The organism is Mesorhizobium sp. WSM4832 (genome assembly GCF_055811115.1).
The window spans coordinates 210,685-236,588 of sequence record NZ_JBVVQH010000004.1; the positions used below are offsets into that span (position 1 = coordinate 210,685).

The 25,904-nt window shown below is 64.0% G+C and carries 25 protein-coding genes and 1 tRNA gene; 10 read left to right on the forward strand and 16 right to left on the reverse strand.

The genetic code is table 11. From position 1 onward, the window contains the following. Positions 1-3: 3 nt before the first annotated feature. Both AC0L2L_RS08020 and cobD read right to left on the reverse strand, forming a co-directional pair. Positions 4-513 (reverse strand): tyrosine phosphatase family protein, encoded by a 510-nt coding sequence (locus AC0L2L_RS08020; RefSeq protein ID WP_473577357.1) that lies wholly within the window; start codon positions 511-513, stop codon positions 4-6. Beyond that, on the reverse strand, positions 510-1,565 hold the full coding sequence (cobD, locus tag AC0L2L_RS08025; protein WP_473577358.1) for a threonine-phosphate decarboxylase CobD: 1,056 nt from the start codon (positions 1,563-1,565) through the stop codon (positions 510-512). Before cobD ends, AC0L2L_RS08020 begins: the two co-directional genes overlap by 4 nt. On the opposite strand from cobD, the gene cbiB reads away from it, so the two are divergent. After that, the gene (gene cbiB, locus AC0L2L_RS08030) at positions 1,564-2,553 is read left to right on the forward strand and encodes an adenosylcobinamide-phosphate synthase CbiB (protein WP_473577359.1); all 990 of its coding nucleotides are present in this window, start codon (positions 1,564-1,566) and stop codon (positions 2,551-2,553) included. The two genes, cobD and cbiB, sit on opposite strands and share 2 nt — an antisense overlap. A 6-nt stretch (positions 2,554-2,559) precedes the next feature. Here cbiB and cobO read toward each other — a convergent pair whose 3' ends face one another. The 3 genes from cobO to AC0L2L_RS08045 form a co-directional block, all read right to left on the reverse strand. Further along, entirely contained in the window at positions 2,560-3,174 is a 615-nt protein-coding gene (cobO, locus tag AC0L2L_RS08035; RefSeq protein WP_473577361.1) for a cob(I)yrinic acid a,c-diamide adenosyltransferase, read from the reverse strand. A gap of 1 nt (position 3,175) precedes the next feature. Continuing rightward, positions 3,176-3,721: a bifunctional adenosylcobinamide kinase/adenosylcobinamide-phosphate guanylyltransferase gene (gene cobU / locus AC0L2L_RS08040; RefSeq protein ID WP_473577363.1), complete on the reverse strand. Its 546-nt coding sequence runs from the start codon at positions 3,719-3,721 to the stop codon at positions 3,176-3,178. 133 nt (positions 3,722-3,854) lie between these two features. Continuing rightward, positions 3,855-4,541 carry a gamma-glutamylcyclotransferase gene (locus AC0L2L_RS08045; protein WP_473577365.1) on the reverse strand — a complete coding sequence of 229 codons (687 nt, stop codon included), beginning with the start codon at positions 4,539-4,541 and terminating at the stop codon, positions 3,855-3,857. A 103-nt stretch (positions 4,542-4,644) separates the two neighbouring features. On the opposite strand from AC0L2L_RS08045, the gene AC0L2L_RS08050 reads away from it, so the two are divergent. Further along, on the forward strand, positions 4,645-5,823 hold the full coding sequence (locus AC0L2L_RS08050; RefSeq protein ID WP_473577367.1) for an aromatic ring-hydroxylating oxygenase subunit alpha: 1,179 nt from the start codon (positions 4,645-4,647) through the stop codon (positions 5,821-5,823). Here the strand turns inward: AC0L2L_RS08050 and AC0L2L_RS08055 are convergent. Continuing rightward, a complete protein-coding gene (locus tag AC0L2L_RS08055) occupies positions 5,815-7,014 on the reverse strand; it encodes an MFS transporter (RefSeq protein ID WP_473577368.1) in 1,200 nt (399 codons plus the stop codon). The genes AC0L2L_RS08050 and AC0L2L_RS08055 overlap by 9 nt on opposite strands. Before the next feature lie 229 nt (positions 7,015-7,243). Between AC0L2L_RS08055 and AC0L2L_RS08060 the strand changes: the two genes are divergently transcribed. Together AC0L2L_RS08060 and AC0L2L_RS08065 are read left to right on the forward strand one after the other, a co-directional pair. Continuing rightward, positions 7,244-8,245, forward strand: a complete 1,002-nt coding sequence (locus tag AC0L2L_RS08060) for a heparan-alpha-glucosaminide N-acetyltransferase (protein WP_473577370.1) — start codon at positions 7,244-7,246, stop codon at positions 8,243-8,245. Then, complete coding sequence (locus AC0L2L_RS08065) at positions 8,242-8,721, forward strand: methyltransferase family protein (RefSeq protein WP_473577372.1); 480 nt, start codon at positions 8,242-8,244, stop codon at positions 8,719-8,721. Before AC0L2L_RS08060 ends, AC0L2L_RS08065 begins: the two co-directional genes overlap by 4 nt. Before the next feature lie 12 nt (positions 8,722-8,733). On the opposite strand, the gene AC0L2L_RS08070 is transcribed toward AC0L2L_RS08065, so the two are convergent. Further along, entirely contained in the window at positions 8,734-9,120 is a 387-nt protein-coding gene (locus tag AC0L2L_RS08070; RefSeq protein WP_027168973.1) for a MerR family transcriptional regulator, read from the reverse strand. A 137-nt stretch (positions 9,121-9,257) separates the two neighbouring features. Continuing rightward, positions 9,258-10,655: a magnesium transporter gene (mgtE, locus tag AC0L2L_RS08075; RefSeq protein ID WP_473577534.1), complete on the reverse strand. Its 1,398-nt coding sequence runs from the start codon at positions 10,653-10,655 to the stop codon at positions 9,258-9,260. Between the two features lie 480 nt (positions 10,656-11,135). Here mgtE and AC0L2L_RS08080 point away from each other — a divergent pair, with 480 nt between their 5' ends. The 5 genes from AC0L2L_RS08080 (at position 11,136) to sucD (ending at position 16,206) form a co-directional block, all read left to right on the forward strand. After that, complete coding sequence (locus tag AC0L2L_RS08080; RefSeq protein ID WP_473577374.1) at positions 11,136-11,807, forward strand: LuxR C-terminal-related transcriptional regulator; 672 nt, start codon at positions 11,136-11,138, stop codon at positions 11,805-11,807. Positions 11,808-11,928: 121 nt separating this feature from the next. Continuing rightward, on the forward strand, positions 11,929-13,119 hold the full coding sequence (locus AC0L2L_RS08085; RefSeq protein WP_473577376.1) for an aminotransferase class V-fold PLP-dependent enzyme: 1,191 nt from the start codon (positions 11,929-11,931) through the stop codon (positions 13,117-13,119). A 10-nt stretch (positions 13,120-13,129) separates the two neighbouring features. Continuing rightward, complete coding sequence (locus AC0L2L_RS08090; protein ID WP_473577378.1) at positions 13,130-14,086, forward strand: HpcH/HpaI aldolase/citrate lyase family protein; 957 nt, start codon at positions 13,130-13,132, stop codon at positions 14,084-14,086. 19 nt (positions 14,087-14,105) lie between these two features. Next, on the forward strand, positions 14,106-15,293 hold the full coding sequence (locus tag AC0L2L_RS08095) for a malate--CoA ligase subunit beta (protein WP_473577380.1): 1,188 nt from the start codon (positions 14,106-14,108) through the stop codon (positions 15,291-15,293). Positions 15,294-15,306: 13 nt separating this feature from the next. Beyond that, a complete protein-coding gene (gene sucD, locus AC0L2L_RS08100) occupies positions 15,307-16,206 on the forward strand; it encodes a succinate--CoA ligase subunit alpha (RefSeq protein ID WP_095764879.1) in 900 nt (299 codons plus the stop codon). 157 nt (positions 16,207-16,363) lie between these two features. Here sucD and AC0L2L_RS08105 read toward each other — a convergent pair. Then, a tRNA-Leu gene (locus AC0L2L_RS08105) sits at positions 16,364-16,448 on the reverse strand. A 239-nt stretch (positions 16,449-16,687) separates the two neighbouring features. On the opposite strand from AC0L2L_RS08105, the gene lipB reads away from it, so the two are divergent. Beyond that, positions 16,688-17,431 (forward strand): lipoyl(octanoyl) transferase LipB, encoded by a 744-nt coding sequence (lipB, locus tag AC0L2L_RS08110; protein ID WP_473577382.1) that lies wholly within the window; start codon positions 16,688-16,690, stop codon positions 17,429-17,431. Positions 17,432-17,437: 6 nt separating this feature from the next. Here the strand turns inward: lipB and AC0L2L_RS08115 are convergent, their stop codons facing one another. The 7 genes from AC0L2L_RS08115 to AC0L2L_RS08145 form a co-directional block, all read right to left on the reverse strand. After that, positions 17,438-18,688 carry a site-2 protease family protein gene (locus AC0L2L_RS08115; RefSeq protein ID WP_473577384.1) on the reverse strand — a complete coding sequence of 417 codons (1,251 nt, stop codon included), beginning with the start codon at positions 18,686-18,688 and terminating at the stop codon, positions 17,438-17,440. 620 nt (positions 18,689-19,308) lie between these two features. Further along, positions 19,309-19,989, reverse strand: a complete 681-nt coding sequence (locus AC0L2L_RS08120; RefSeq protein WP_036259641.1) for an ABC transporter ATP-binding protein — start codon at positions 19,987-19,989, stop codon at positions 19,309-19,311. Beyond that, the gene (locus AC0L2L_RS08125) at positions 19,989-21,275 is read right to left on the reverse strand and encodes a lipoprotein-releasing ABC transporter permease subunit (RefSeq protein ID WP_473577386.1); all 1,287 of its coding nucleotides are present in this window, start codon (positions 21,273-21,275) and stop codon (positions 19,989-19,991) included. Before AC0L2L_RS08125 ends, AC0L2L_RS08120 begins: the two co-directional genes overlap by 1 nt. Beyond that, positions 21,272-22,600, reverse strand: a complete 1,329-nt coding sequence (proS, locus tag AC0L2L_RS08130) for a proline--tRNA ligase (RefSeq protein WP_473577388.1) — start codon at positions 22,598-22,600, stop codon at positions 21,272-21,274. The genes AC0L2L_RS08125 and proS overlap by 4 nt, the downstream gene beginning before the upstream one ends. A 798-nt stretch (positions 22,601-23,398) precedes the next feature. Further along, a complete protein-coding gene (locus tag AC0L2L_RS08135) occupies positions 23,399-23,683 on the reverse strand; it encodes a DUF1467 family protein (protein WP_473577389.1) in 285 nt (94 codons plus the stop codon). Then, on the reverse strand, positions 23,680-24,084 hold the full coding sequence (gene mce, locus AC0L2L_RS08140; RefSeq protein WP_473577391.1) for a methylmalonyl-CoA epimerase: 405 nt from the start codon (positions 24,082-24,084) through the stop codon (positions 23,680-23,682). The genes AC0L2L_RS08135 and mce overlap by 4 nt, the downstream gene beginning before the upstream one ends. A gap of 125 nt (positions 24,085-24,209) precedes the next feature. Continuing rightward, a complete protein-coding gene (locus AC0L2L_RS08145; RefSeq protein WP_473577393.1) occupies positions 24,210-25,880 on the reverse strand; it encodes a ribonuclease J in 1,671 nt (556 codons plus the stop codon). Between the last annotated feature and the right edge of the window lie 24 nt (positions 25,881-25,904).

Consider the following 25,904-nt stretch of genomic DNA (forward strand, 5'->3'; position numbering starts at 1 on the left):
TCGCTACCCTGCGATATCGAGCTCGAAAGGCGTGCCTTCAAAAGCGTCGGCACCGCGCCCGATCGCTTCGATCGCCGCGATCATGCGGCCATCGCGCTGAAGCAGCATGTCGGCGACGGCGATCAGCCGGGGGTTGGGCGTAGCCGTCGGCGAGAGAAAGCGCAGCGTCCGGGCAAGTTCCATCTCGTCGCGCTTCGGCGCCAGCGCCGCCGCGATGATGTAGGCCGACGCGGTAGAGCGGCTGACACCGGCATAGCAATGCACCACCAGCGGCTTCACGCGGTCCCAGCGATACGCGAAATCGAGCAGGGCGCGGACATGGTCCTCGCCCGGCATGGTCATGCCCTCCTGCGCCACGGCAATGTCGTGCATGACGAGGTGCAGATGGTTTTCCGCCGGGATCGAGGCCGGACGGATCACTTCGGTGCCGGCGGCAAGCAGCGAAAGCAACCGCTGAGCACCGGTCCTTGCCACGGTTTCGTCGACCTTCGACAGCGAACAGACATGGATCATCGTCCGAACTCCTTCGGCACATCCTCGCGCCGCGCAGCCCAAGCGGCAAGAGCGCCTTCAAGGCGCTGCCATTCGGCCTCGCTGCCCGGCAGACCGATGCGCAAGACCTGCGGCCGCTCGGCGAAATGGCGGACCAACACGCCGCTCGAGCCAAGCGCCGAAAACAGGCCTGGGGCCCCGGGAAACGGCAAATAGCGGAACAGGCTGGTGCCGCCGGCGACCGGAACATCGAATTGGCCAAGCAGCGCGTCAAGCCGCCCGGTCTCCTGTGCCAGGCGTTGCCGCATGGCGGCTTGCCATTTCGTATCGGCCAGGGCGCGGATGCCATATTCGAGCGCCGGGCCGGCCACGGCCCAGGGACCCAACTGCGCATCCAGCCGCTCGGCGGTCAGCGGATCCGCCAGCGCGAAACCGAGCCTCACACCGGCGAGGCCGAAGAACTTGCCGAACGAGCGCAGCACGACGATGCCGCCCTCCCCGACGTCACCAGCCAGGCTTTGCTCGACCGGGCCGACATCCATGAAAGCCTCGTCGACGACAAGCAGCCCGTCCTTGGCGCGAAGCCGAGCGGCGAGGTCGAGCAGGTGAGCCTTTTCGATCACCCGCCCGTCCGGATTATTGGGATTGACCAGCACCGCAAGGTCGGCATCGGCCAGCGCGTCGAAATCGCTCACTTCCGCAACGGCATGGCCGGCAATGGCAGCAGCCCGGGCGTGTTCGGCATAGGTCGGGCCGAGCACCAGCGCCCTGCCGGGCTGCACCAGCGAAGCGACGCGCGGCAGCAGGATCTGCGTGCCGGGCGCCGCCGCCACGTGCGCCGCCGACCGCGCGCCATAGGCTTTGGCCGCAATTTCGGCCAATTCTCGCAGTTGTCCCGCCTCCGGCAATCGTGACAGGGCGGTGGCGGGCAGGTCGAAAAGCGGATAGGAGTGCGGATTGATACCTGTCGAGAGATCCACGAAAGGTTGTGGCGCATGAGGAAAAAGCGCGCTTGCCCGGCCAAGGCTGCCGCCATGATCAACCGCCGCAATCGCTCCGCTTAGAAGCTTCATGTCTGTCCTGATCGCTTTCCTGTCACTCGCCGTTGAACGTGCCCTCGGTTATCCGGACTGGCTGTTCAATGCCATTGGCCATCCGGTAACCTGGATCGGCAGGCTGATATCCTTTCTCGATCGCCGGCTCAACCGCGCTACCGATTCCGACGAATTGCGTCGCCGCCGCGGCGTCCAGGCGCTGTTCGTTATTTTGCTGGTACCCGGCGTCATCGGCCTGGCGCTGCATGTCATGCTCTGGCTGATCTTTCCATCCGGCTTGGTCATCGCCGCCATCCTGGGCTCCACGCTGCTGTCGCAAAAGAGCTTGGCCGAACATGTCGAGCACGTCGCCGACGCGCTGGAGACCGGCGGTCTTACGCTCGGCCGCATCGCCGTTTCGCGCATCGTCGGCCGCGATCCGGAAAGGCTCGACAAGGCGGGCGTCGCCCGTGCCGCGATCGAAAGCCTGGCCGAGAATTTCTCCGACGGCATCGTCGCGCCCGCCTTCTGGACCGGTATCGGCGGCTTGGGCGGAGGTGCGGCCTACAAGGCCGCCAACACCGCCGATTCGATGATCGGCCACCGCACGCCGCAATATGAGGCTTTCGGCCGGGCGGCTGCGCGTTTCGACGATCTGATCAACCTGCCCGCGTCGCGGCTGACCGGCCTGCTCATCGTCCTGGCGGCCTTTGTTGTCCCGGGCGCCGATCCGGGCAGCGCCTGGCAAGTCATGCGGCGCGACGCGAAGAAACACCGCTCGCCCAATGCCGGCTGGCCGGAAGCCGCGATGGCCGGCGCGCTGGGGCTTTCGCTCGCCGGACCGCGCAGCTATGGCGGCGAGGTCGTCGAGGACGCCTTCATGGGCGAAGGCGGCCGCCGCGAGGCCGAAAGCACCGACATTCGCCAGGCGCTGAAACTCTACCGCGTCGCCGACTGGCTGCTGCTCGCCCTGTTCGCGGTCCTCTCGGCGATCGTGATCTACCTGACCGTTATGATCATCGGCTAAGGCGGTTCAGAATTCGATCCCTTGCTGTGCTTTTACCCCAGCCGAGAAATGGTGCTTGGTCAGCCCCATTTCGGTGACGAGGTCGGCGGCCTCGACGAGCAGCGGCTTGGCGTTGCGGCCGGTGACGATCACATGCAGGTCGTCCCGGCGCGCCTTGAGCGCCGCGACCACTTTCTCCAGATCGAGATAATCGTAGCGCAGCGCGATGTTGAGCTCATCGAGCACCACCAGGCTGATCGACGGATCGGCCATCAGCTCCAGCGCCTTGGCCCAGGCGGCTTCGGCGGCGGCGATGTCGCGCTTGAGGTCCTGGGTCTCCCAGGTGAACCCCTCGCCCATCGCATGCCAGACGACGCGGTCGCCGAAAGCGGCGAAAGCCTCCTTTTCACCGGTATGCCACTTACCCTTGATGAACTGCACGACGCCGACACGCTTGCCGTAGCCCAGCATCCTCAGCGCCAGGCCGAAGGCGGCTGTGGTCTTGCCCTTGCCCGGCCCGGTGTTGACGATCAGCAGCCCTTTTTCGATCGTCTTGCCAGCCACTTCGGCATCCTGCACCGCCTTGCGTTTCGCCATCTTGGCGCGATGGCGCTCGGCGTCTTTTTCCTCGATTTCAGCCATGTCATTTCACCTTGAGCGGCAGCCCCGCCACCATCATCAGAACGCTGTCGGCTATCGCCGCGACCTGCTGGTTGAGCCGTCCCGCTGCGTCGCGGAAACGGCGCGCCAGCGCATTATCGGGCACGATGCCGAGACCGACCTCGTTCGATACCACGAACCAAGGCCCGCGCGGCTGCAACAGCACATCCATCAGCCGCCGGCATTCGGCCTCGACATCATGTTCGGCCAGCATCTGGTTGGTGAGCCACAGCGTCAGGCAGTCGATCAGCACCGGCTGGTGGTCCGGCAAAGCCGCAATCGCGCCGACCAGGTCGAGCGGCGCATCAATGGTCACCCAGCCTTCGCCCCGCCGCGACCGGTGCAGCACAATACGCTCGCGCATCTCGTCGTCATAGGCCTGCGCCGTCGCGATATAGGCCCAAGGCGATGGGAGGGCAGTCGTCAGGGTCTCGGCATGCGTGCTCTTGCCCGAGCGCGCGCCGCCCAGGATGAAGGTCAGTTTCCGATCGGATGCCTTGTTGCCGCTCGCGGCTGTCGCGCCGGTCATTCCCTGCTCTTGTCCACGGAGGAATCTTGTCGTCGCCACGAGGCCGACGGGTCGCGACTTTAGGCAGAAGTACAATCACCGGCAAACCAAATTCCGCCACCGCACGGCGCGATTGCGGCATGGCTTGCGGGCGCTACGAAGCGCCGATCCGGGCGGCGACGAGCTGCTGCAACCGCCACAGATGCGCATCATGGATGCCGCGCTGCTCGAGGTTCTTCACCGTGTTGTAGAGATAGTCGGCGCCCGAGCCCCAATGGCCACAGGATGTCGCCAGCCTGTCGACCACTTCGTCCTCGCTAAGCGGACCGGCATAGGTGGTGCCGTGGCGGTTGATGACGAAGGCCAGCGCCCGCAGCGGTCCTTTGTCAGTTGAAAGCTGCAACAGGCGCGGCCAATAACTCGTCGGCTTCAATGTCACCTCGCGCCGGAAGAGCTTGTCCAGCGCTTGCCTCCGATTGCCGTCGGCCAGCCGGAAGGCGACGCCCTTGCACTGACCGCCGCGATCCAGCGCCATCATCAGGCCGGGCCTCTCCTTGGTGCCCCGCCAGCGCGTCATCTTCATGCAGAACGAGCGATGCCAGCCGCGCGCCACGGCGACCCGTTCCTCGACATGCTCGATCTCCGGCTTCCAGATCAGCGAGCCATAGCCGAACAGCCAAAGCGGCTCTGTCGCGGGAAGCTGCGCCTCGAACGCATCGAGCATCCTCTCATAGTCGCCGTCATCCAGATGCGCCGCGTCGGGGTCCGGTCCCGCATCCTCGACCGCGCGAAAACAGCGGGCGACCAGTTCCTCGGTAAGCGACATGGTTCTTGGCAGCATGCGCCCGACCTTAAGGTCCTCGCGTAGCCGCCACAATGCGCGGAGCGGGCAATTGACAACAGCTTTACCCGGGTGTCGGCTGTCGGCAGCCAGGGAGAAGCCGATGCAGCCCAATCCAAGCGAACGCGACCCCTACAACGGTCTGACAAAGCTTACGCCGACGTTGCCGTCGACGGCGTATTGGGAGGCCGATGCCTACCGGCGCGACCTGGACGCCATCTGGTACCGAAGCTGGCTAATGGTCTGCCGAGAGGCCGATCTTGCCGGACCCCTCGCCTATCGCACGATGCGCATCGGTTCGCAGGAGATCGTCGTTCTGCGCGACGAGACCGGCAGCCTGCGCGCCTTCCACAACACCTGCCGGCATCGCGGCTCGCAGCTTTGCCAGGAAGGCGCCGGGCGGCTGAAGGCCAGGCTGCTGACCTGCCCCTACCACGCCTGGTCCTATTCGCTGCGCGGCGATCTCGTGCGCGTGCCGTCGAAATCTCTGCCCGAGGGTTTCGACAAGGCGGATTATCCGCTCTACCGCGTGGCGCTCTCGGTCTGGCGCGGTCTCGTCTTCATCAATCTCTCCGAGGACCCCGGCGGCGAGGCGGAAAACGCCTTCGATCGGGCCTCCGGCGATCTCTCCAACTGGCCGCTGGAAAGCCTCGTCACCGGCCACCGGTTCACCAAGGTGATGAACTGCAACTGGAAGATTTTCTGGGAGAACTTCAACGAATGCCTGCATTGCCCGGGCGTGCACAAGGACCTGTCACGACTGGTGCCGATCTACGGCCGCGGCCTGATGGGAAGGCATGACGATCCGGAATGGGCTCGCCACGCCGACAACGACGATCCGGAATTCTCCGGCCGCCTGCGCGCCGGCGCCGAAACCTGGTCGCAGGATGGCCACGTCCACGGCCCGGTCTTTTCCGGCTTGACCCCGGCCGAGCGCGCCGCCGGCCAGACCTACGCCACGTCGCTGCCCTCGATGTTCATCGTCGGCCATGTCGACTACATGCGCACCGTGCGGCTCACCCCGCTCGGCCCCGAGCAGACCGAGCTCACCGCCGAGTGGCTATTCGCGCCGGATGCGCTGGCTGAGACCGATATCGACAACATCGTCGCCTTCGGCACGCAGGTGCTCGAAGAAGACGCGGCGATCTGCGAGATCAACCAGAAGGGCCTGCGCTCGATGCGCCACGAGGCCGGCGTGCTGATGCCGGAAGAATACGACCTGCACCGCTTTCACGATTGGGTGCGCGGACGCCACGCGGAGTTCCAGCCCAAATCAAAATGACTTCGGCATATAGCGCCAGGTAACGAAGCCGCAGAAAGCGGCCAGGATGCCGAGCGTGACGAACACTGATCCCAGGCCGAAGAAAGCGAGCACCACCGAATAGACGAGCGGCGGCGTCAGCTCGGAGAAATCGAGATAGGTGCGGTAGACCGCCGCCATCTGCGCCTTCTCGTAGGAGCGCACCGATCGCATGAAGGCGGTCGAGCCGAGCGCGTCGAGCGCGATGGTGAACAAGGCGCCGCAGAGCAGCAGCGCGCCGGTGAGCAACGGAGCGGCCTCGCCGACGCCGCCGGCTGCAAACAACGCTGCCGACATGGCGAAGTAAGCGAAGGTCATGACGCGTCGCCCACCGAAGCGCTTGCCCGCCCTGCCCCAGAAGATCGCCACGAACAAAAGCGCATTGCCGGCCGAAACCAGCAATCCGCCGGCGAGTTCACCCTGGCCGGTGATCACCATGAACAGCGGACCGTAGACGAAGAACGTCGTCCAGAAGCAGGAGCGGCCGAAGGCGATCAGCCAGGCAAGCCGCAGCCTCGGCTGCGCGACGAAGCGGCCGATATTGGCAAGCGGATTGGCGGGGCGCGACTTGCCGGGCCGGATCGATTGGTTGTCAGTCAATCGGTAGAACCAGAACAGGCAAAGCAGCGCGAACGCAAAAACCACGACCGCGCCATGCGCGGCATAGATGCCGAAATGAGTGTAGAGGAAGATGCCGAGCGTCGGCCCGCCGGTCCAGGCAAACATCGACCAGGCCATGCGCAGCGATTCCGCCTGCATGAAGTCGGTCTTGCGGATGTGGTCCATGATGTAGAGGTTGAGCGTGATCGACAGCGCGCTCGCCCCCATGACGCGGCAAAGCATGCCTGCGATCTGCCCGGGCAGCGTGTGGGTCACGAAGAAGGCCGAGCCGATCGCCAGCAGCAGGCAGCCCGCCGTGTAGACCCAGCGTCGCGCGAAGCGGCGGATGAGCATCGGCATGAACAGCGTGACCGAAAGGCCCATCAGCGACACGATGGTGTAGAGGATCGAGACGATCCGCTCGTTGTGCAGGATCTCGTAGGCCTGGATCGGGATCACGCTGGAGATCGTGGCGCGGGCGAAGGATTCCATCGCATAGAGCGAGGCGAAGGTGCGCGCATCCGCCGGCCGCAAGGCCGGAAGCCAGATCGGATGGCGCACATGGGTGGACATCGGCCCTCCGAAACGTGAATCACCCGTCAAATCTGGCCGGACCAGCTGCCGGCCAGTAGCAGGAAACCGACCCCGAGCGGCCGAAAAACGAAGCCTGCCAAAGGCTTTCCACCTCTGGCCTAAAGCGAAATTTCATGGCTGCCATGAAACGCATTGATGGCCGCCTGCTTCTGTCGTCGGCGTGAACCGTGATAGTCGTTCGGCAGGACTGAATCGGATTGCGAGATCAATGAGCTTTCAAACGACCGGCGAACCCGTTCAGGACACCGCAAAGCACCGCCGCATCCAGGCCATCGACATCCTGCGCGGTATCGCGCTGATTGCGATGGCGAGCTACCATTTCACCTGGGATCTCGAAAATTTCGGCTACACCGCGCCCGCCCTCACCGCCTTCGGCTGGTGGAAATTTTATGCGCGCTGCATTGCCTCGACCTTCCTGTTCCTGGTCGGCGTCAGCCTGTTCCTCGCCCATGGCCGCCAGATCCGCTGGCCCGGATTCTGGAAGCGCTTTGCCATGGTCGCCGCAGCGGCGATCGCCATTTCCGCCGTCACCTGGTTGGTTACGCCGGACGGTTTCATCTTCTTCGGCATCCTGCATGAGATTGCGCTGGCCAGCCTGCTCGGCCTCGCCTTTCTCAGGCTGCCGGCGCTGCTGACGGCAATCATTGCCGCCGCCGTCATCGCCGCGCCTTACTATCTGCGCTCGGAGTTCTTCGACCATCCGGCGCTGTGGTGGGTTGGCCTTTCCGCCACCAACCCGCGTTCCAACGACTACGTGCCGCTCTTCCCCTGGTTCGGCGCTGTTCTGCTGGGTATCGCGGCGGTTAAGCTCGCTTCCTCGTCAGGCCTGCTCGTCCGACTGGGAGCATGGGTGCCCGGCCGCTGGTCGAACCCGCTGACCTTCATCGGCCGGCATAGCCTTGCCTTCTACCTCATCCACCAGCCGTTGCTATTCGGCTCGGTATGGCTGTTGTCGCAGGTCATGCCCGCCGTCCCGCAGGACAAGGAAGCCGGCTTCCTGCCGGCTTGCCAGGCGCAGTGCGAACAGCAGCGGGACAGCAAGTTCTGTTCCAGCTATTGTGGCTGCATGCTGGACATGCTGAAGGGCGAAGGGTCTCTCGACAAGCTCTACAGCAACGACCAGTCCAGCGTCTGGAAATCGCATCTGGCCGATCTGGCGAGCACCTGCACCGCCGCGACGGAGGATCAGATGGAGGGAGGGCAGCAATGACAGGCATCGCAAAACCCAGGCACGGGATCATCCCCTGGCCGCCGGTGATCTATGTCGTGGCGATCGCGCTCAGCGTCGTGCTCGGCATGCTCTACCCGCTGCCCTGGATCGGCGACATCTTCGGCGATCTCCTGTTCGGCGTCGGCTGGGTGGCGCTGTTCGGCGTCGCCATGCTGTGGATCACGGCCATCCGCGTCATGATGCGCGCGAAGACGACATTCGATCCGAATGCCGAGCCCGATCATCTGGTGACGTCCGGCCCCTTCGGCATCACGCGCAACCCGATGTATCTTGCCAACACGCTGCTGTTGATCGGCGTCGCCTTCATCACCGGCATCGCCTGGTTCCTGCTCTTCGCCTTCCTCGCCGCCTTCGTGACGCAAAAGCTGGCGATCGAGAAGGAAGAAAAGATCCTGGCGGCGAAGTTCGGCAAGAAGTATCGCGACTATGCCAAAAGGGTGCGGCGCTGGATTTGAGCCGGTCAGCGCTTAGGTGTTGACGCCCAGCTCAGCCAGCCGCTCCACGCAAGACTCTTCGGCCTGGTCGAGCTCGGCCAGCGTCTCTTCCAGGTCGCGCCGCTTCTGGCGAAGGTCCTCGCGCTTCTCCTCGATGCGCTTGATCATCAGCTTGAGTTGGCCGACCTCGCCGGGCGGCTCCTTGTACATCTGGATGATCTCGCGGATCTCGTTGATCGAGAAGCCAAGCCTTTTTCCCCGCATGATCTGGCGAATGAGATGGCGGTCGGAGGGGCGGAACAGCCGCGTTCGGCCGCGCCTCACGGGCTGCACCAGCCCTTCGTCCTCGTAAAAACGCAACGTCCGCGTTGACACGTCGAACTCGCGTGTCAGCTCGGTGATCGTGTAATATTCCCGCATTCCCGCTCCCAAGCCCGGGCATCGCCGCTTGGAGCGTCGCCCTTCCCTCCGATTAGACCCATCCCCGCCGGAATCGGCACGTGACCCCAAGGGCAGCCTCGCACGGCATTTACGTAAAAGTCAATTGTAGCATTCTCTTAGGGAACGCCAAACCACCAGGTAGCCAAGCCGAGAAAGGCAAAGAAGCCAACGACATCGGTGACGGTGGTCACGAAGACCGCCGACGCCACCGCCGGGTCGATCCGCAATCGGTCGAGCAGCAACGGGATAAGGATCCCGGCAAGTGCCGCGGCGAACATGTTGATGATCATCGCTGCACCGATGATGCCGCCCAGATTGGGGTCGCGGAACCAGAAGCCGGCGACCATGCCGATAAGCACCGCAAAGACAATGCCGTTGATGAAGCCCACACCCACCTCGCGGCGGATGATGCGGGCGGCATTGTAGATGTCGAGATCCCTGGTTGCCAACGCCCGCACGGTGACAGTCATGGTCTGCGAACCGGCATTGCCGCCCATGCCGGCGACGATCGGCATCAGCACCGCCAGCGCCACGATATGCTCGATCGTACGGTCGAAAAGGCCGATGACCGAAGCAGCAAGGAAGGCGGTCAAAAGGTTGACCAGAAGCCACGGCACGCGCGAGCGCGAGGTGGCGAGCACCGTGTCGGACAGTTCTTCGTCGCCGACGCCGCCCATGCGCAGCAGGTCCTCCTCCGCCTCCTCCTGGATGACGTCGACCACGTCGTCGATGGTGAGCACGCCGACCAACCGCTCGTTCTCGTCGACCACGGCGGCCGACAGCAGATCGTATTGCTCGAACTCCCGCGCCGCCTCTTCCTGGTCCATCGTGGCCGGAATGGCGTGGCGGGTCTCATGCATCACGTCCTCGACCTTGACCGCGCGCCTGGCGCGCAGGATCTGGTCGAGGTCGATGGCGCCCAGCAGCTTGAAACTCGGATCGATGACGAATATCTGGCTGAAGCGGTCGGGAAGGTTCCTGTCCTCGCGCATGTAGTCGATGGTCTGGCCGATCGTCCAGAACGGCGGCACGGCGACGAACTCGGTCTGCATGCGCCGGCCGGCCGTCTCTTCCGGATAGTCGAGCGAGCGCCTGAGCCTGATTCGCTCGGTAAACGGCAGCGCCGACAGGATCTCGTCCTGGTCCTCCTGATCGAGATCTTCCAGAATGTAGACGGCGTCGTCGGAATCGAGCTCCTGCACCGCCTGCGCGATCTGCGCGTTCGGCAGATTGTCGACGATGTCCATGCGGATCGCTTCGTCGACTTCGGTCAGCGCGGAGAAGTCGAAATCGGAGCCGAGCAGCTCGACCAGCGCGCGGCGCTGTTCGGGATGCAGCGCCTCGATGAGGTCGCCGAGTTCCGACTGGTGCAGGTCGTCGACCTCACGCTTGAGCGCGATCCTGTCGCGGTCGGCGATCGCCGCGCCGATCCGGGCAAGGAAGGACGACAGAACGACGCCGTCCTCGCCATAGATGTCGGCGTGGTGCTCGTCGGCGGTCCTGGCGCCGGTCATCTGTTCGTCGTGGCCTTCCACCAGCGCCTCCCGTCGTCAGGAATCCGGAAAGGTGTCAAAACTGATCTAGAGCAATTCCAGGAAAAGTGTGAAACGGTTTTCCGTCCGCAATTGCGTCAAAACAAGGAGCTGGAGCGGTTGGCCGTTTCGGTCAAACGGTGGCGCCCCAGCGCATACGCCCGAAATCCGGAAACCGCTTTCGGAGAAATCCCAGACCTGTGCGGCAGATAGCGCGGCGATGCGATTCGTCTTGGCAAGATGTCACGCTAGAGCCCGGAATAGCCGAGGAAATATCGCGGCGATCTAGCCTCCGGAGTCGCTGACCTACTACGCGTCGCAGGTGCGACAATGGCTTCAGCCGACGCGACAGCGCATGTCGCTGGGGAAAGAGCACCCCTTCACCATTGAGGCAGAATTGCCGTGATGCATGGTCCAGCAAGATCTGCGCATCCCCTAACCGGTCGAGGACAAACGCTGCCCTTGAACATCAAGTCCGCAAAGACGAGCGATGTAAGTGCCGAGCGGCGCGTTCGCGTGGTCGTTGCCGAGCGCAATCCGTTCGTTGTTTCGGCGCTCCGTGAAATGCTGGAACGCGACGGCCGCTTCGATTTGCTCGGCGCCGTGCACAGCGGCGCGCAATTCCTGGAACTGGCCGCCACCACGAAATTCGATGTCGCCGTCATCGGCTGGAAGCTCGCCGACATGGATGGCGCCGACGTCCTCACGGAAGTTCAGAACCGCCAGCTTGGCGTGCGCATCACGGTCTTCTCCAACGACCACGACATCGGCATCCTGAAGCAATGCGTGCGCCTCGGCGCGCAGGGCTACTGCTTCCAGTTCGACGATCCGCTGATCATCTTCGAGACGATCCTGGCTGTCGCGCATGGCCGCATCTGCATTCCCTATATCGACATCAACAAGGTCAACGACACGCCTTTGTCCCGGCTCACCGTGCGCGAGCGCGAGTTGCTTGCGGTGCTTTCCGACGGCTGGACCAACCTGCAGATCGCGACGCGGACCGGGATTTCCGAGAACACGGTGAAGTATCATTTGAAGAACCTCTACGACAAGCTGGACGTCCGCAACCGCGCCATGGCCGTCGCGCTCTATTCCAGCGAGAAACGCCGCCCTTCCAAATCGCCAATCGGGTAGGCCAATCGGGTAGGACGGTCCCACCCGCAAGGGCCAACAACTTACCCGGCAAGGTGTTGTTGGCGAGCCTCGCCAAGACGAAACTTCCTCCACCATCCCAAACGACCGGAGGAGTTCGCGCATGGCTGGGTTCACGCATCTTTTCATCCCGGGGCCCACCAACATTCCCGAACAAGTCCGGCAGGCCATGAACCTGCCGATGGAGGATATGCGCGCCGCCTCCTTCCCGGACCTGACGCTGCCACTGTTCGAGGACATCAAAAAGGTCTTCAAGAACGAAACCGGCCGTGTCTTCATCTACCCGTCGTCCGGCACCGGCGCCTGGGAAGCGGCGATGACCAATGTGCTCAGCCCCGGCGACCGGGTGCTGATGTCGCGCTTCGGCCAGTTCTCGCATCTGTGGGTCGACATGGCCGAGCGCCTCGGCTTCGAGGTCGAAATCATCGACTGCGAATGGGGAACGGGCGTTCCGCTCGAAATCTACGCGGAGCGGCTGAAAGCGGACAAGGCGCACCGCATCAAGGCCGTTTTCTGCACCCAAAACGAGACAGCGACCGGCGTCACCAGCGACGTCGCCGGCTGCCGCGCCGCGCTCGATGCGGCGGACCACCCGGCGCTCCTCTTCGTCGACGGCGTCTCCTCGATCGGCTCGATCGACTTTCGCCAGGAGGAATGGGGCGTGGACTGCGCGGTCAGCGGCTCGCAGAAAGGCTTCATGCTGCCGGCCGGCCTCGGCTTCCTGTCGGTCAGCAAGAAGGCGCTCACCGCCTCCCGGGTGTCGACCCACCGGCGCTGCTTCTTCTCCTTCGAGGACATGATCCGCGCCAACGACGCCGGCTATTTCCCCTACACGCCCGCGACCCAGCTGCTGCGCGGCCTGCGCGCCTCGCTCGACCTGATTGAGGAGGAAGGGCTGGGCAACATCTTCGCCCGCCATCATCGTCTTGGCGAAGCGGTGCGCAAGGCTGTCGATGCCTGGGGCCTGAAGCTTTGCGCCAAGGCGCCGAAATGGCATTCCGACACGGTCAGCGCAATCCTGGTGCCGGAAGGCATTGACAGCGGCGACGTGGTCAAGCGCGCCTATCAGGCTTACCAGACCTCGCTGGGCGGCGGCCTCAACAAGGTGTTCGGAAAGGTCTTCCGCATCGGCCATCTTGGCTGGCTGAACGAGGTGATGGTCTGCGCCTCGCTGTCGGCGGCAGAAATGGCGCTGCTCGACTGCGGCGTGCGCCTAGCGCCGGGTTCCGGAGTGGCCGCGGCCATCGAGCATTTCCGCCGCACGGCCGACGTGCCGGTCGCCAAGGCGGCGTGAGGAACGCACCATGAGCCACACCATCAACCACCTGAAGAAACTGAGACTTCAGCGCAGTGAGCTGGCCGTCCCGGGTTCAAGCCCGGAGATGATCGACAAGGCGGCGAACAGCGCCGCCGACTTCGTCTTCCTCGACATCGAGGACGCGGTCGCGCCGCCCGACAAGGAGCGCGCCCGCAAGAACATCATCCAGGCCCTCAACGACATCGACTGGCGCGCCAAAGGCAAGACCGTCTCGGTGCGCATCAACGGTCTCGACACCCACTACATGTACCGCGACGTGGTCGACGTCATGGAACAGGCCGGCGACCGCCTGGACACTATCCTGGTGCCGAAGGTCGGCGTGCCGGCCGACCTCTACATGGTCGAGGCCATGGTCAACCAGATCGAGATGGCCAAGGGTTTCAAGACCCGTGTCGGCCTTGAAGCGCTGATCGAGACGGCGCTGGGCATGGCCAATGTCGAGGCGATCGCCGCCACGCCCGGCCGCCTGGAAGCCATGCATTTCGGCGTCGCCGACTATGCCGCCAGCAACAAGGCGCGCACAGTAAACATCGGCGGCCTCAACCCCGATTATCCCGGCGACCAATGGCATTTCGCTCTGTCGCGCATGACGGTCGCCTGCCGGGCCTATGGCCTGCGCGCCATCGACGGACCGTTCGGCGATTTCTCCGATCCGGAAGGCTACAAGGCAGCCGCAAGGCGCGCCGCCGCCCTCGGCATCGAAGGCAAATGGGCGATCCATCCTTCGCAGATCGCCTTGGCCAACGACGTGTTCTCGCCGCCGGAGAAGGAGGTCACGCGTGCCCGCCGCATCATCGAAGTGCTGAAGGAAGCAGAGGCGCTCGGCAAGGGCGCGGCTGCCCTCGACGGCAAGATGATCGATGCGGCGTCGGAGCGCATGGCGCGCAACGTGCTGGTGGTGAGCGAGGCGATCGAGCGCGCCAGCCAGGCGGCGACGCACTGACAATTACCGGGAGGACAAAATGGACATCCACGAATACCAGGCCAAGGAACTGCTTGCCCGCCACGGCGTGCATGTGCCGCGCGGCGGCCTTGCCTATAGCCCCGAGCAGGCGACCTACCGTGCCAGGGAGATCGGCGGCTCGAAATGGGTGCTGAAGGCGCAGGTTCACTCCGGCGCGCGCGGCAAGGCCGGAGGCATCAAGCTTTGCTCCAATGACGAGGAGATCTCCAACGCCGCCGAAGCCATGCTCGGGCGCAAGTTGGTGACCAACCAGACCGGCCCGCGCGGCAAGCTGATCTCGCGTCTTTATCTCGAGGAAGCCGTCGATATCGCGCAGGAGCTCTATCTCGGCTTCGTGCTCGACCGCAAGGAAGAGCGCGTCATGATCGTGGCGTCGGCCGCCGGCGGCATGGAGATCGAGGACATCTCCGAAAAGCAGCCTGATTCCATCATCCGCGCCGTGGTCGATCCCGGCGTCGGCATGCAGGGCTTCCAGGCGCGAGAGATCGCCTTCGGCCTCGGCCTTGAAAGCAACCTGATCGGCAAGGCGACCGAAACCATCCTCGGCTGCTACCAGGTGTTCCGCGACTACGATGCCTCGATGCTAGAGATCAATCCGCTGGTGGTGACGCGCGACGGCAGCCTCGTCGCGCTCGACGCGAAAATGTCGTTCGACGAGAACGCGCTGTTCCGGCGGCCGGAAATCTCCGAGCTGCGCGACAAGAGCCAGGAAGACCCGCGCGAGACCTTCGCCAGCGACCGCGGTCTTTCCTATGTCGGCCTGGAAGGCAATATCGGCTGCATCATCAACGGCGCAGGGCTGGCCATGGCGACGATGGACATGATCAAGATCGCCGGCGGCGAGCCGGCCAACTTCCTCGATATCGGTGGCGGCGCCTCGCCCGAGCGGGTGGCGAAATCCTTCCGCGCCGTGCTCGGCGACAAGAATGTCGAGACCATCCTGGTCAACATCTTCGCCGGCATCAACCGCTGCGACTGGGTGGCCGAAGGCGTCATCAAGGCGATCCGCGAGGTCGGCGTCGACGTGCCGCTGGTGGTGCGGCTCTCCGGCACCAAGGTCGAGGAAGGCCGCAAGATCCTGGCCGATTCCGGCGAGAAGGTGATCGTCGCCGACACGTTGGCGGAAGCCGCCGAAAAGGCCGTCGCCGCCTGGCGCGCGGCCACCAAGAACAAAAAAGCAGCCTGAGGGAGGTCGACAAATGGCAATCCTGCTCAACCGCAGCACACGCGTCATCGTCCAGGGTTTCACCGGCAAGATCGGCAGCTTCCATGCCGACGACATGAAGCGCTACGGCACCAAGCTGGTCGGCGGCGTCACCCCCGGCAAGGGCGGCCAGACGCATCTCGGCCTGCCCGTCTTCAACACCGTCAAGGGCGCCGTGCGCGAGACCCGCGCCGAGGCCAGCATCGTCTTCGTGCCGCCGCCCTTCGCCGCCGATTCGATCATGGAAGCGGCCGATGCCGGCATCAAGCTCTGCGTCTGCATCACCGACGGCATCCCCTCGCAGGACATGATGCAGGTCAAGCGCTACATGCGCCGCTACCGCTTCGAGGACCGCATGCGGCTGGTCGGGCCGAACTGCGCCGGCGTCATCACGCCCGGGCAGGCGCTGATGGGCATCATGCCGGGCAGCATCTACCTGCCCGGACGCGTCGGCATCGTCGGTCGGTCCGGCACGCTGGGCTACGAGGCCGCCTCGCAGATGAAAGCGCTGGGCATCGGCGTGTCGACCAGCGTCGGCATCGGCGGCGATCCGATCAACGGCTCATCCTTCAAGGACATCCTGCAGCTCTTCGAGCGCGACGACGACACCGACGCCGTGGTGATGATCGGCGAGATCGGCGGCCCGCAGGAAGCCGAAGCCGCGATCTGGGCGCGTGACAATATGAGGAAGCCGCTCATCGCCTACATCGCCGGCCTTTCCGCCCCGAAAGGCCGCCGCATGGGCCACGCCGGCGCCATCATCTCCGCCTTCGGCGAGTCAGCGCAGGAAAAGGTCGAGATCCTGAAGGAAGCCGGCGTCGTCATCGTGCCGACGCCTGCCTCGTTCGGCGAGGTGGTGGCCGATACGCTGGCGCGCACGAAGAAGGCGGCTTGACCGGTTTGGCCTGACGGCTTCGGACAAACTTGGAAGTTGCGGCGGCGGCGCGGTCTTCATGGCCCGCCGCCACTTTCATTTCAACGCACAAGAATTGCGTGCAGCAGCGACGACAGTCGCTTGCCGGCGCCAAATTCTATAGGCTTTGGGGAGAGTTTGGTGCGGTCGAGAAGACTCGAACTTCCACGGGTTGCCCCACAGCGACCTCAACGCTGCGCGTCTACCAATTCCGCCACGACCGCACGTGGTAGGAGCCGGAACGGTCCGGCTCGGGGCCTGTAGCAAATCGTTTCCGGCGAAACAAGGGTGCCGGGCGGAATAATCGCCAATGCAAGTCGCCCAAAAGTGCGTAGCGGTTTTGGGAGAACGACGTGCGTCAGACAAAGCTGCCCGCACAATGTTCCACGGACCCGCGTCAAGCCGGCCGAACTGGACGTTTTGGCCAATTGCCGCCATATGAGTGGGACATCGAGAAAGTTCCATGACAGAACGCAGCCAGATCGCCACGTCGTTCCTGCCTCTTCCCGGTTCGGCGCCGGTCGAATGGGTGATCGAGCCCGGCCTTACCCCCTATCCGGACGCGCTGGCCTCCATGGAGGCGCGCGCCGAGGCGATCCGCAGCGGTGCGGCAGGCGAGATGGTCTGGCTGGTCGAGCATCCGCCGCTCTATACCGCCGGCACCAGCGCCCGCATCGAGGATCTGATCGAGCCTGACCGGTTTCCGGTCTTTGCCGCCGGGCGCGGCGGCGAATACACCTATCACGGCCCGGGGCAGCGTGTGGCCTATGTGATGCTCGACCTCAAGCGCCGGCGCGAGGATGTGCGCGCCTTCGTCGCCGCGCTCGAGCGATGGATCATCGGCACGCTCGCCGCCTTCAATGTGCGCGGCGAACGTCGCGAGGACCGCGTCGGCGTCTGGGTGGTGCGGCCGGACCGCCCCTCGCTACCGGATGGCATGCCGGCCGAGGACAAGATCGCGGCAATCGGCATCCGGCTGCGGCGCTGGGTGAGCTTTCACGGCATCGCCATCAATGTCGAACCGGAGCTTGGCCATTTCAGCGGCATCGTGCCCTGCGGCGTCTCGGACCACGGCGTGACCAGCCTTGTCGATCTCGGCCTTCCCGTCACCATGGCCGACCTCGACCTCGCGCTGAAAGCAGCGTTCGAGGATGTCTTTGGACCTGCTAACAGCCCGGCCGCCGAGCTTGCCCGCAAGGCCGGCTAAGCCGCACTACATCAGCTGCGCAGAGGCCCACAGCATGCCGTAGCCATGGATGGCGAAGACGGCGAGCAGCGCGCCGGCCATGGCCAGCCGGTCGAAGGGCTGGATCGGCTTCAGCTCGTGGCGCGGCTTCACGCCGCTTCCCATGGTGATCAGGCTGAGGGCCGAGAACACCGCGCCCGCGACCAGCAGGAAGCTCGGCGAGAAACCGACCCGCCAGCCGAGCGCGAGCAGCGCCGACAGCAGCAAGAAGGAGGCAAGCGCGAGTGCCGTCGGACCCGGGCAGATCTGGCGCAGCACCTGGCCGCCGTCGAATTTCCACACCGGCACGAGATTGGCGATGTTGAACAGCGACACGCAGCCGGCAAGCGTGGCCAAAAGCATGGCGGCCAGGCGATGCCCTTCGCCATTGGCCAAGCCGCTGGCTGCGATCAGCACCGGCACCAGGAAGGCGGAGAAGCCTGCGCCCATCAACGCCACGAACGCCACCTCGAAGCGGCTGTCATAAGGCCTGCCGCCGATGGCGATGCCGCCCAGCAGCGGAATGAAGATCATCCGCGCGCTGCGGTGCCCCGTCAGCCGGAAAGCCGCCATGTGGCCGAGCTCGTGCAAAGCCACCACCGAGGTCAGGATCGCGGCCAGCGCCAGGCCACCGACGTTGAGGCCGAAGAACGGCCACAGGATGCAGGCCGAAAGCACGGCAAAGCCGATCTGGCTCAGCGGATGCTCGAACCAGCCGCCCTTGCGATACGTGCCGGTCGCCGCCCATACGTCCAGCTTGCTGAGCTCGCGGCGCATGGCGAAGAAGCGGAAGAGCAGGAACGCGACGCCGCGATAGCGGTCGGTCTGGGTCAGGGTGACCCGCGTGCCATCGCCCTCGGATGCAAGCTCCGCGGTCTCGCGATAGTTCGCCCAGAACGACGGGTCGAGCGCCGTGTCCTCGACGACCGTCATCGAGAAGTAGCTTCCCTCCCTCACATCCTCGAATCGCGCCTTGCGTTCGATCGGCCGGCCATCCCGCCCTTCCCAGGACAGTTCGATCAGCGCCGTGCCTTCACTCTCCAGAGGCTCGGCGGAAAGAATTTCGCCGGACCAGCCGGCATCGCTGCCGAACGGCCACAGCGCCTGCCAGAGGCGGTTGCCGTCGGCCTTGATCACACGGCTGGACGTCACCGTGCGCAATCCGAGCGGCACGGTCATCAAAAGAAAGATCAGTCCGAGATTGCCGGCCACGAGGGTGACCGTGACGATGACCGACACTGCCTTCGCTCCCTGTCTTGAAGGAGCAGCCTAGCGGCGGCGCGGCCAAGAAAGACTTAACAGAGGGCGGGCTCTTGCCCGTCCCGGGCTAGCTCTTGCCCATCCCAAACAACGGGCGGGCCCTTTGCCCGTCCCTGGGGCGGGCTCTTTGCCCGCCCGCTCAGCGGCCAAGCCGCCTGATCACATGGCGCCGATCCAGATCGCCATGGAAACAAGGAAGGTGCTCATGCAAACCAGCGAGACGACATCCTGAACCAGATCAGACATAACTCTCTCCGTTGTTAGTATGTTCGTATTTTGTTCTAATTTTGTTCGAATGTCAACGACCACCAAGAGAGCGCCAGAACGAATCCCGGCGGGCTGTTGGGGCAAGGTTAAGGAAAGGTTGACAATGGTGTTACGTGGGCAGATCGCATGCCATTGGTCAGCACACCCATCGCTTCGTCATCCACGGGCGGAGCAAGGAGCGAAGCGACGCGCGCAGGCCCGAGGATCCATGCCGTGACGTTGAGGAGGTACTACGGTGCAAAACTATCGTTCGGATAGAGGTAACGGCAGTATCCTAGGATCTACGCTCCGCTTCGCGGAGCTTCGCCCCACGACTGTTGGGACACGCAAAGCTACAGCGGCACGACCTTGCCCTCGGCCAGCGTCACCCGCCGGTCCATGCGCGATGCCAACTCGTGGTTGTGGGTGGCGATCAGCGCCGCCAGTCCCGATTGCCGGACCAGTGCCTCCAGCGCATCGAACACGTAGGAAGCGGTGACCGGGTCGAGATTGCCGGTCGGCTCGTCGGCCAGCAGCACCAGCGGCGCGTTGGCGACCGCGCGCGCGATCGCCACGCGCTGCTGCTCGCCGCCGGAAAGCTCGGCCGGCCGGTGCTGCGCGCGCTTGCCGATCTGCATGTAGTCGAGAAGCTGCGCCGCGCGTTCCGAGGCGTCCTTGGGGGGAAGCCCCTTGATCAGCTGCGGCATCATGATGTTCTCGAGCGCCGAGAACTCCGGCAACAGGTGGTGAAACTGGTAGACGAAGCCGACATCGTTGCGGCGGATCGCGGTGCGTTCCTCGTCCGACAGCCGGCCACAGGCACGGCCGGCGAGGATCACGTCGCCCGCATCGGGCCGCTCCAGCAGCCCCGCCGTGTGCAGCAGGGTGGATTTGCCGGTGCCCGACGGCGCCACCAATGCCACCATCTCGCCGCGCCGCAGCGAAAAGTCGGCACCGTTCAAGATGGTGAGCTTGCGCGGCCCCTGGACGTAGTGCCGCTCGACGCCCTTCAGCTCGATAATGGCCTCGGCCATCATTCGTACCTCAAGGCTTCGACGGGATCGAGCCGGGCGGCCCGCCAGGCCGGGAACACCGTTGCCAGGAACGATAGGCCGAGCGCCATGATGACGACATAGGTCGTCTCGCGCGGATCCATCTTCGCCGGCAACTGGCTGAGGAAATAGAGCTCCGGGTTGAACAGGATCTTGCCGGTCATCCACGAGAAGAACTGGCGGATCGATTCGATGTTGAGGCAGATGACGACGCCGAGCAGCACGCCGGCGATCGTGCCGGTGACGCCGATCGCCGCCCCCGTCATCAGGAAGATACGCAGGATCGCGCCGCGCGAGGCGCCCATCGTGCGCAGGATGGCGATGTCGTGGCCCTTGTCCTTCACCAGCATGATGAGGCCGGAAATGATGTTGAGCGCCGCCACCAGCACGATCAGCGTCAGGATCATGAACATGACGTTGCGCTCGACCTGCAGCGCCGAGAAGAAGGTCTCGTTGCGCTGGCGCCAGTCGACGAGGTCGACCGGCCGCTGCGCGGCCTGCTCGACCAGCGGCTTCAGCGCGTCGACATTGTCTGGGTTATCGACATAAATCTCGATCGTTTGCGCGCGCCCGTCCATGTTGAAATAGAGCTGCGCTTCGGAAAACGGCATGTAGACGATCGAGTTGTCATATTCCGACATGCCGACCTCGAAGATCGCCGCCACCTTGTAGCCCTTCATGCGCGGCGTCGTGCCAAGCGGCGTCACGTCGCCGTCGGGGGAGATCAGGGTGATGGTGTCGCCAAGCACCAGCCCCAGGCTTTCCGCCATGCGCTTGCCGATCGCCACGCCGTCGCCGGTGTCGAAACCGTCGAGCGTGCCTTGCTTGATGTTGCTGGCGACGATCGAAATCTTGCCGAGGTCCTCGCCGCGGATGCCGCGCACCAGGGCGCCCGTGCCGCCGCCGACATTGCCTTGCGCCAGCACCTGGCCGTCGATCAGCGGGATGGCGTATTTGACGCCCGCGACGCCGTTGATGCGGCTCGCCACCTGGGCGTAATCCTCCAGCGGCGAATCGAGCGGCTGCACGATGAGATGGCCGTTGACGCCGAGGATGCGGGTCAGCAATTCGGCGCGGAAACCGTTCATCACGGCCATGACGACGATCAGCGTCGCGACGCCCAGCATGATGCCGAGGAACGAGATCGAGGCGATGACCGAGATCACCGTCTCCTTGCGGCGCGAGCGCAGGTAGCGCCACGCCACCATCCGCTCGAAGCCAGAAAAGGCGCCCGCCCCTGATCTGGCCGCTGCCGCCGGCTCGCTCATGCGGCGATACCCAGGCGCTTCTTGGCCTCGGAGATCGGCAGCGTCTCGCGCTCGCCCGACTTGCGGTTCTTGATCTCGACCTCGCCGGCGGCTACGCCGCGCGGGCCGACGATCACCTGCCACGGCAGGCCGATCAGGTCGGCGGTGGCGAACTTGCCGCCCGGTCGCTGGTCGGTGTCGTCGTAGAGCACATCCTTGCCGGCCGAACCCAGCGCCGCGTAAAGCTCATCGCAGACGCGGTCGCATTCGGCGTCGCCAACCTTCATGTTGATCAGGCCGATGTCGAAAGGCGCCACCGCTTCCGGCCAGACGATGCCGTTCTCGTCGTGGCTCGCCTCGATGATCGCCGCGACGAGGCGCGACGGACCGATGCCGTAGGAGCCGCCCGAGGCGTAGTGATCCTTGCCGTCGGGCCCGGTCACCTTGGCGTTCATCGGCTTGGAATACTTCTCGCCGAAATGGAAGATATGGCCGACCTCGATGCCGCGCGCCGAGAGCCGTTCGGCTTCGGGAACCTTCGCCCAGGCCGCTTCATCGTGCATCTCGTCGGTGGCCGCATAAGGCGTCGTCCAGGTCTTCACGATGTCGCCGATCTCGGCATCGTCGGAGAAGTTGGTGCTGGCGCCCGGCACGTCGAGCGACAGATAGGCGCGGTCGCAGAACACCTGGCTCTCGCCGGTATCGGCCAGGATGATGAACTCGTGGCTGAGGTCGCCACCGATCGGACCGGTGTCGGCGCGCATCGGGATGGCCTGCAGGCCCATGCGCGTGAACGTCCTGAGATAGGAGACGAACATGCGGTTGTAGGCGGCCCTGGCGCCCTCGAAATCGAGGTCGAAGGAATAGGCGTCCTTCATCAGGAATTCGCGCGAACGCATGACGCCGAAGCGCGGGCGCACCTCATCGCGGAACTTCCACTGGATGTGGTAGAGATTGAGCGGCAAATCCTTGTAGGACTTGACGTAGGCGCGAAAAATCTCGGTGACCATTTCTTCGTTGGTCGGACCGTAGAGCATGTCTCGATCCTGACGGTCCTTGATGCGCAGCATCTCCTTGCCGTAGTCGTTGTAACGGCCGCTTTCGCGCCACAGATCCGCCGACTGGATGGTCGGCATCAGGATTTCCAGCGCCCCGGCGCGGTCCTGCTCCTCGCGGATGATCTGGCAGACCTTATCGAGCACCCGCTTGCCCAATGGCAGCCACGAAAAGCTGCCCTGCCCCTGCTGGCGGATCATGCCGGCGCGCAACATCAGCCGATGCGAGACGATTTCGGCCTCGCGGGGATTTTCTTTGAGAATGGGCAGGAAATAGCGCGACAAACGCATGGACTGGTCCGTGAATGAAGATGGCGACGCGGGAATCGGCGCAACCGAGGCTGCTTGCCCGGGCTTCATAGCCATTTCAAGGCCGAATGGAAACCCGAGTGCCCCAAAGTATCGAGGCCTTCTGCACCTTACCAAAAAGGCGATTTTGGCTGCAAAGTGCCGCAAATCGCAATTTGATCGATTCACAAGCAAGCCCTGCCGTACTATTGTGCAGTGCAGCACGATATTGCCCGTTTCGAGGCAAAATTCTTCGTGACATTTTCACCTGCCTTGGTCTAGTGTGCGCCGATAACCGAGAGGGCGGAGAAAAATCTGCTCTCCTACGCGGTCAAAGTCTTGGGAGGATGCGATCTAGGCGCGGTAACTCGCTGCCGCCGGACACCGGAAACAGATCGGACGCGTTTAAATTGCAAGGCCTTGTGCCTTGCATTTTTTTTGTGCAATCATCTGCTTAGCACGATCATCTGCCAAACAGCATCAGGCATGATTGGCCGCCGAAATCGGAAGCCGGCTTCCGATTTCAACCTTCGCGCGCACTTACTGCTCAATACTTGCGGAAACTGTAGCTCAGAGCAATTCCAGGAAAAGTGACAAGCGGTTAGGTTCGGCAAGTTCGCCGTAATCTTCCGCCCGGAATTGCGTCAAACAGAGATACGCGGACCGCCATTTCGTGAAACGCGAACCGCCCTAAAGCGTGTCGCGCTGAAACGGATTCAGGCGACACGCTTTAAGTCTTTGTTTTTATGCATGTCGTTGTCCCAGAACCGCTGCACTCTTCTGGGCGACATGCATTAAACGTCAGTGACTGGCGTCCGGCGTGAAGTCGGGCATGATCCGCATGATATCGTCGAAGCTGAATCCCAGGCCCATCGACAGGCCATAGAGAATGCCCATCACGACCACCGTCACGATCGTCGCGCGGATGAAAGCGCGCAGCATATGCGGCCCACGCGGTGCACTGGAAACGGTGCCCAGCGTGACATCCTGATCGTCGTCCTGCGTGCGCAAGCTGAACGGCAGAACGACGAACAGCACCAGCCACCAAGTGACGAAGAACAGGGCACCGAACAGAATCCAGTTCATGCCTGCTCCAGTTCGACAAGCGTGCCGAAGAAATCCTTGGGATGCAGGAACAGCACCGGCTTGCCATGCGCGCCTAGCTTCGGGTTGCCGTCCCCCAGCACTCGCGCGCCGCTTGCCTTCAAATGATCGCGAGCAGCCAGGATATCGTCGACCTCGTAGCAGATATGGTGCATGCCGCCCGAAGGGTTCTTCTCAAGGAATGCCGCGATCGGCGAGGCATCGCCCAACGGCTCCAGCAGCTCGATCTTGGTGTTGCCGACATCGACGAACACCACCGTCACGCCGTGCTCCGGCAGCGCTTGCGGCTCACCCAATCGCGCGCCCAGCGTATCGCGATAGGCGGCTATTGCCGCTGCCAGATCCGGCACGGCAAGCGCGACATGGTTCAAGCGTCCAAGCATAAAGCGCTCCGCTGAAGGGGAGTAAGGGAGTAGGGCAGTAAGGGAATGGGGGAAAAACAAGAAAACAAGCAACTGCTCGTTCTTCCCTACTCCCCTACTCCCCTATTCCCTTATTCCCCTATTCCTCACCGCGTGACGAACACAGTCACCAGCGGCTTCTTGCCCCAGGCTTCGTTGGCGGCGCCGCGAACGGCGCGCCGCACCGCTTCCTGCACCAGGTCGAGGTCTTTTCGGCGTTGGCGCGGGATGGAGTCCACCGCGCCGATTGCCGCATCGAGCATCAGGTCTTCCAGCGTCTCGCCCTTGGCATCCGCCTCGGCGACACCGATCGCCACCAGGTCGGGATCGCCGGCAAGCTCATATTTGTCGTCGAGCACGACATTGACCGCGACATGGCCGGCGAAGGAAAGCTTGCGCCGGTCGCGTATGCCCATCGCCTGGTCGGTGCCGATCAGCGAGCCATCCTTGTAGAGCCGGCCGAACGGCACCTGGTCGATGATCGTCGCCGGGCCGGGCCAGAGCCTCAGCATGTCGCCGTCGCGCACCTGCGCCACCTGGCCGATGCCCGACATCGACATCAACGACCCCTGCGCCACGAGATGCGCCGCCTCGCCATGCACGGGAACGCCGATCTGCGGCCGCACCCATTCATACATCTTGCGCAATTCGCTGCGGCGCGGATGGCCGGAGACGTGCACCAGCGCGTCGCCGTCCTCGATGATCTTCATGCCGAGGTCGATCAGCCGGTTCTTGATCTCAAGGATGCCCTTCTCGTTGCCCGGAATGGTGCGCGAGGAAAACACCACAGTATCGCCGGCCGTCAGCGACACAGACTTCATCTCGTCGCGCGAAAGCTTGGCAAGAGCGGCCAGCGGCTCGCCCTGGCTGCCGGTGCAGATGATCACCAGGTTCTCGCGCGGAATGAAACCGTAGTCCTCTTCCGAGATGAATTCCGGCAACCCATCCATATAGCCAAGCTCGCCAGCCACATCGATGACGCGCCTTAGCGAACGTCCCAGCACCAGGCATTGCCGGCCGGCATCGCGCGCCGCCCTGGCGATCGAAACGATACGCCCGACATTGGAGGAGAAGGTGGTGACCGCGACGCGGCCTTTGGCGCTTTCGATGACGCCCTTGAGCCCCTCGCCGACCGCCACTTCCGACGGCGACTCCCCTTCCCTCAACGCATTGGTGGAATCGCAGATCAGCGCCAGCACGCCCTTGTCGCCATAGGCGCGGAAGCGTGCTTCGTCGGTCATCGGACCGATCGTCGGCGCCGGGTCGATCTTCCAGTCGCCGGTGTGGATCACCGTGCCGGCGGGCGTGGTGATCGCCAGCGACATCGGCTCGGGGATCGAATGCGCAACCGGGATCGCCTCGATCTCGAACGGCCCGATGCTGAACTTCTCGCCGGCCCGATAGATCGACGCCGGAATCCTCGGCGCATTCTGTTCGCCCTGCCGCTTGGCCTCGAGCAGGCCGGCGGTGAACGGCGTCATCCAGACCGGCGCCTTCAGCTTCGGCCAGATGTCGAGCAGCGCGCCGTAATGGTCCTCATGCGCATGGGTGATCACGATGCCGCGCAGGCCGTCGAGGTTCTCCTCGATGAAGCGCGTGTCGGGCAGGATGAGATCGACGCCGGGATGCGCCGCGTCCGGAAAGGTGACGCCGACATCGACGATGATCCATTCGCGCGCGTCGGCGGGCCCATAGCCGTAGAGGGCGAAATTCATGCCGATCTCGCCGACGCCGCCCAGCGGCGCGAAAACGAGTTCGGCGTTTTCCTTGTTCGCCATGAATTCTTTCCTTCCAGGCCGCTT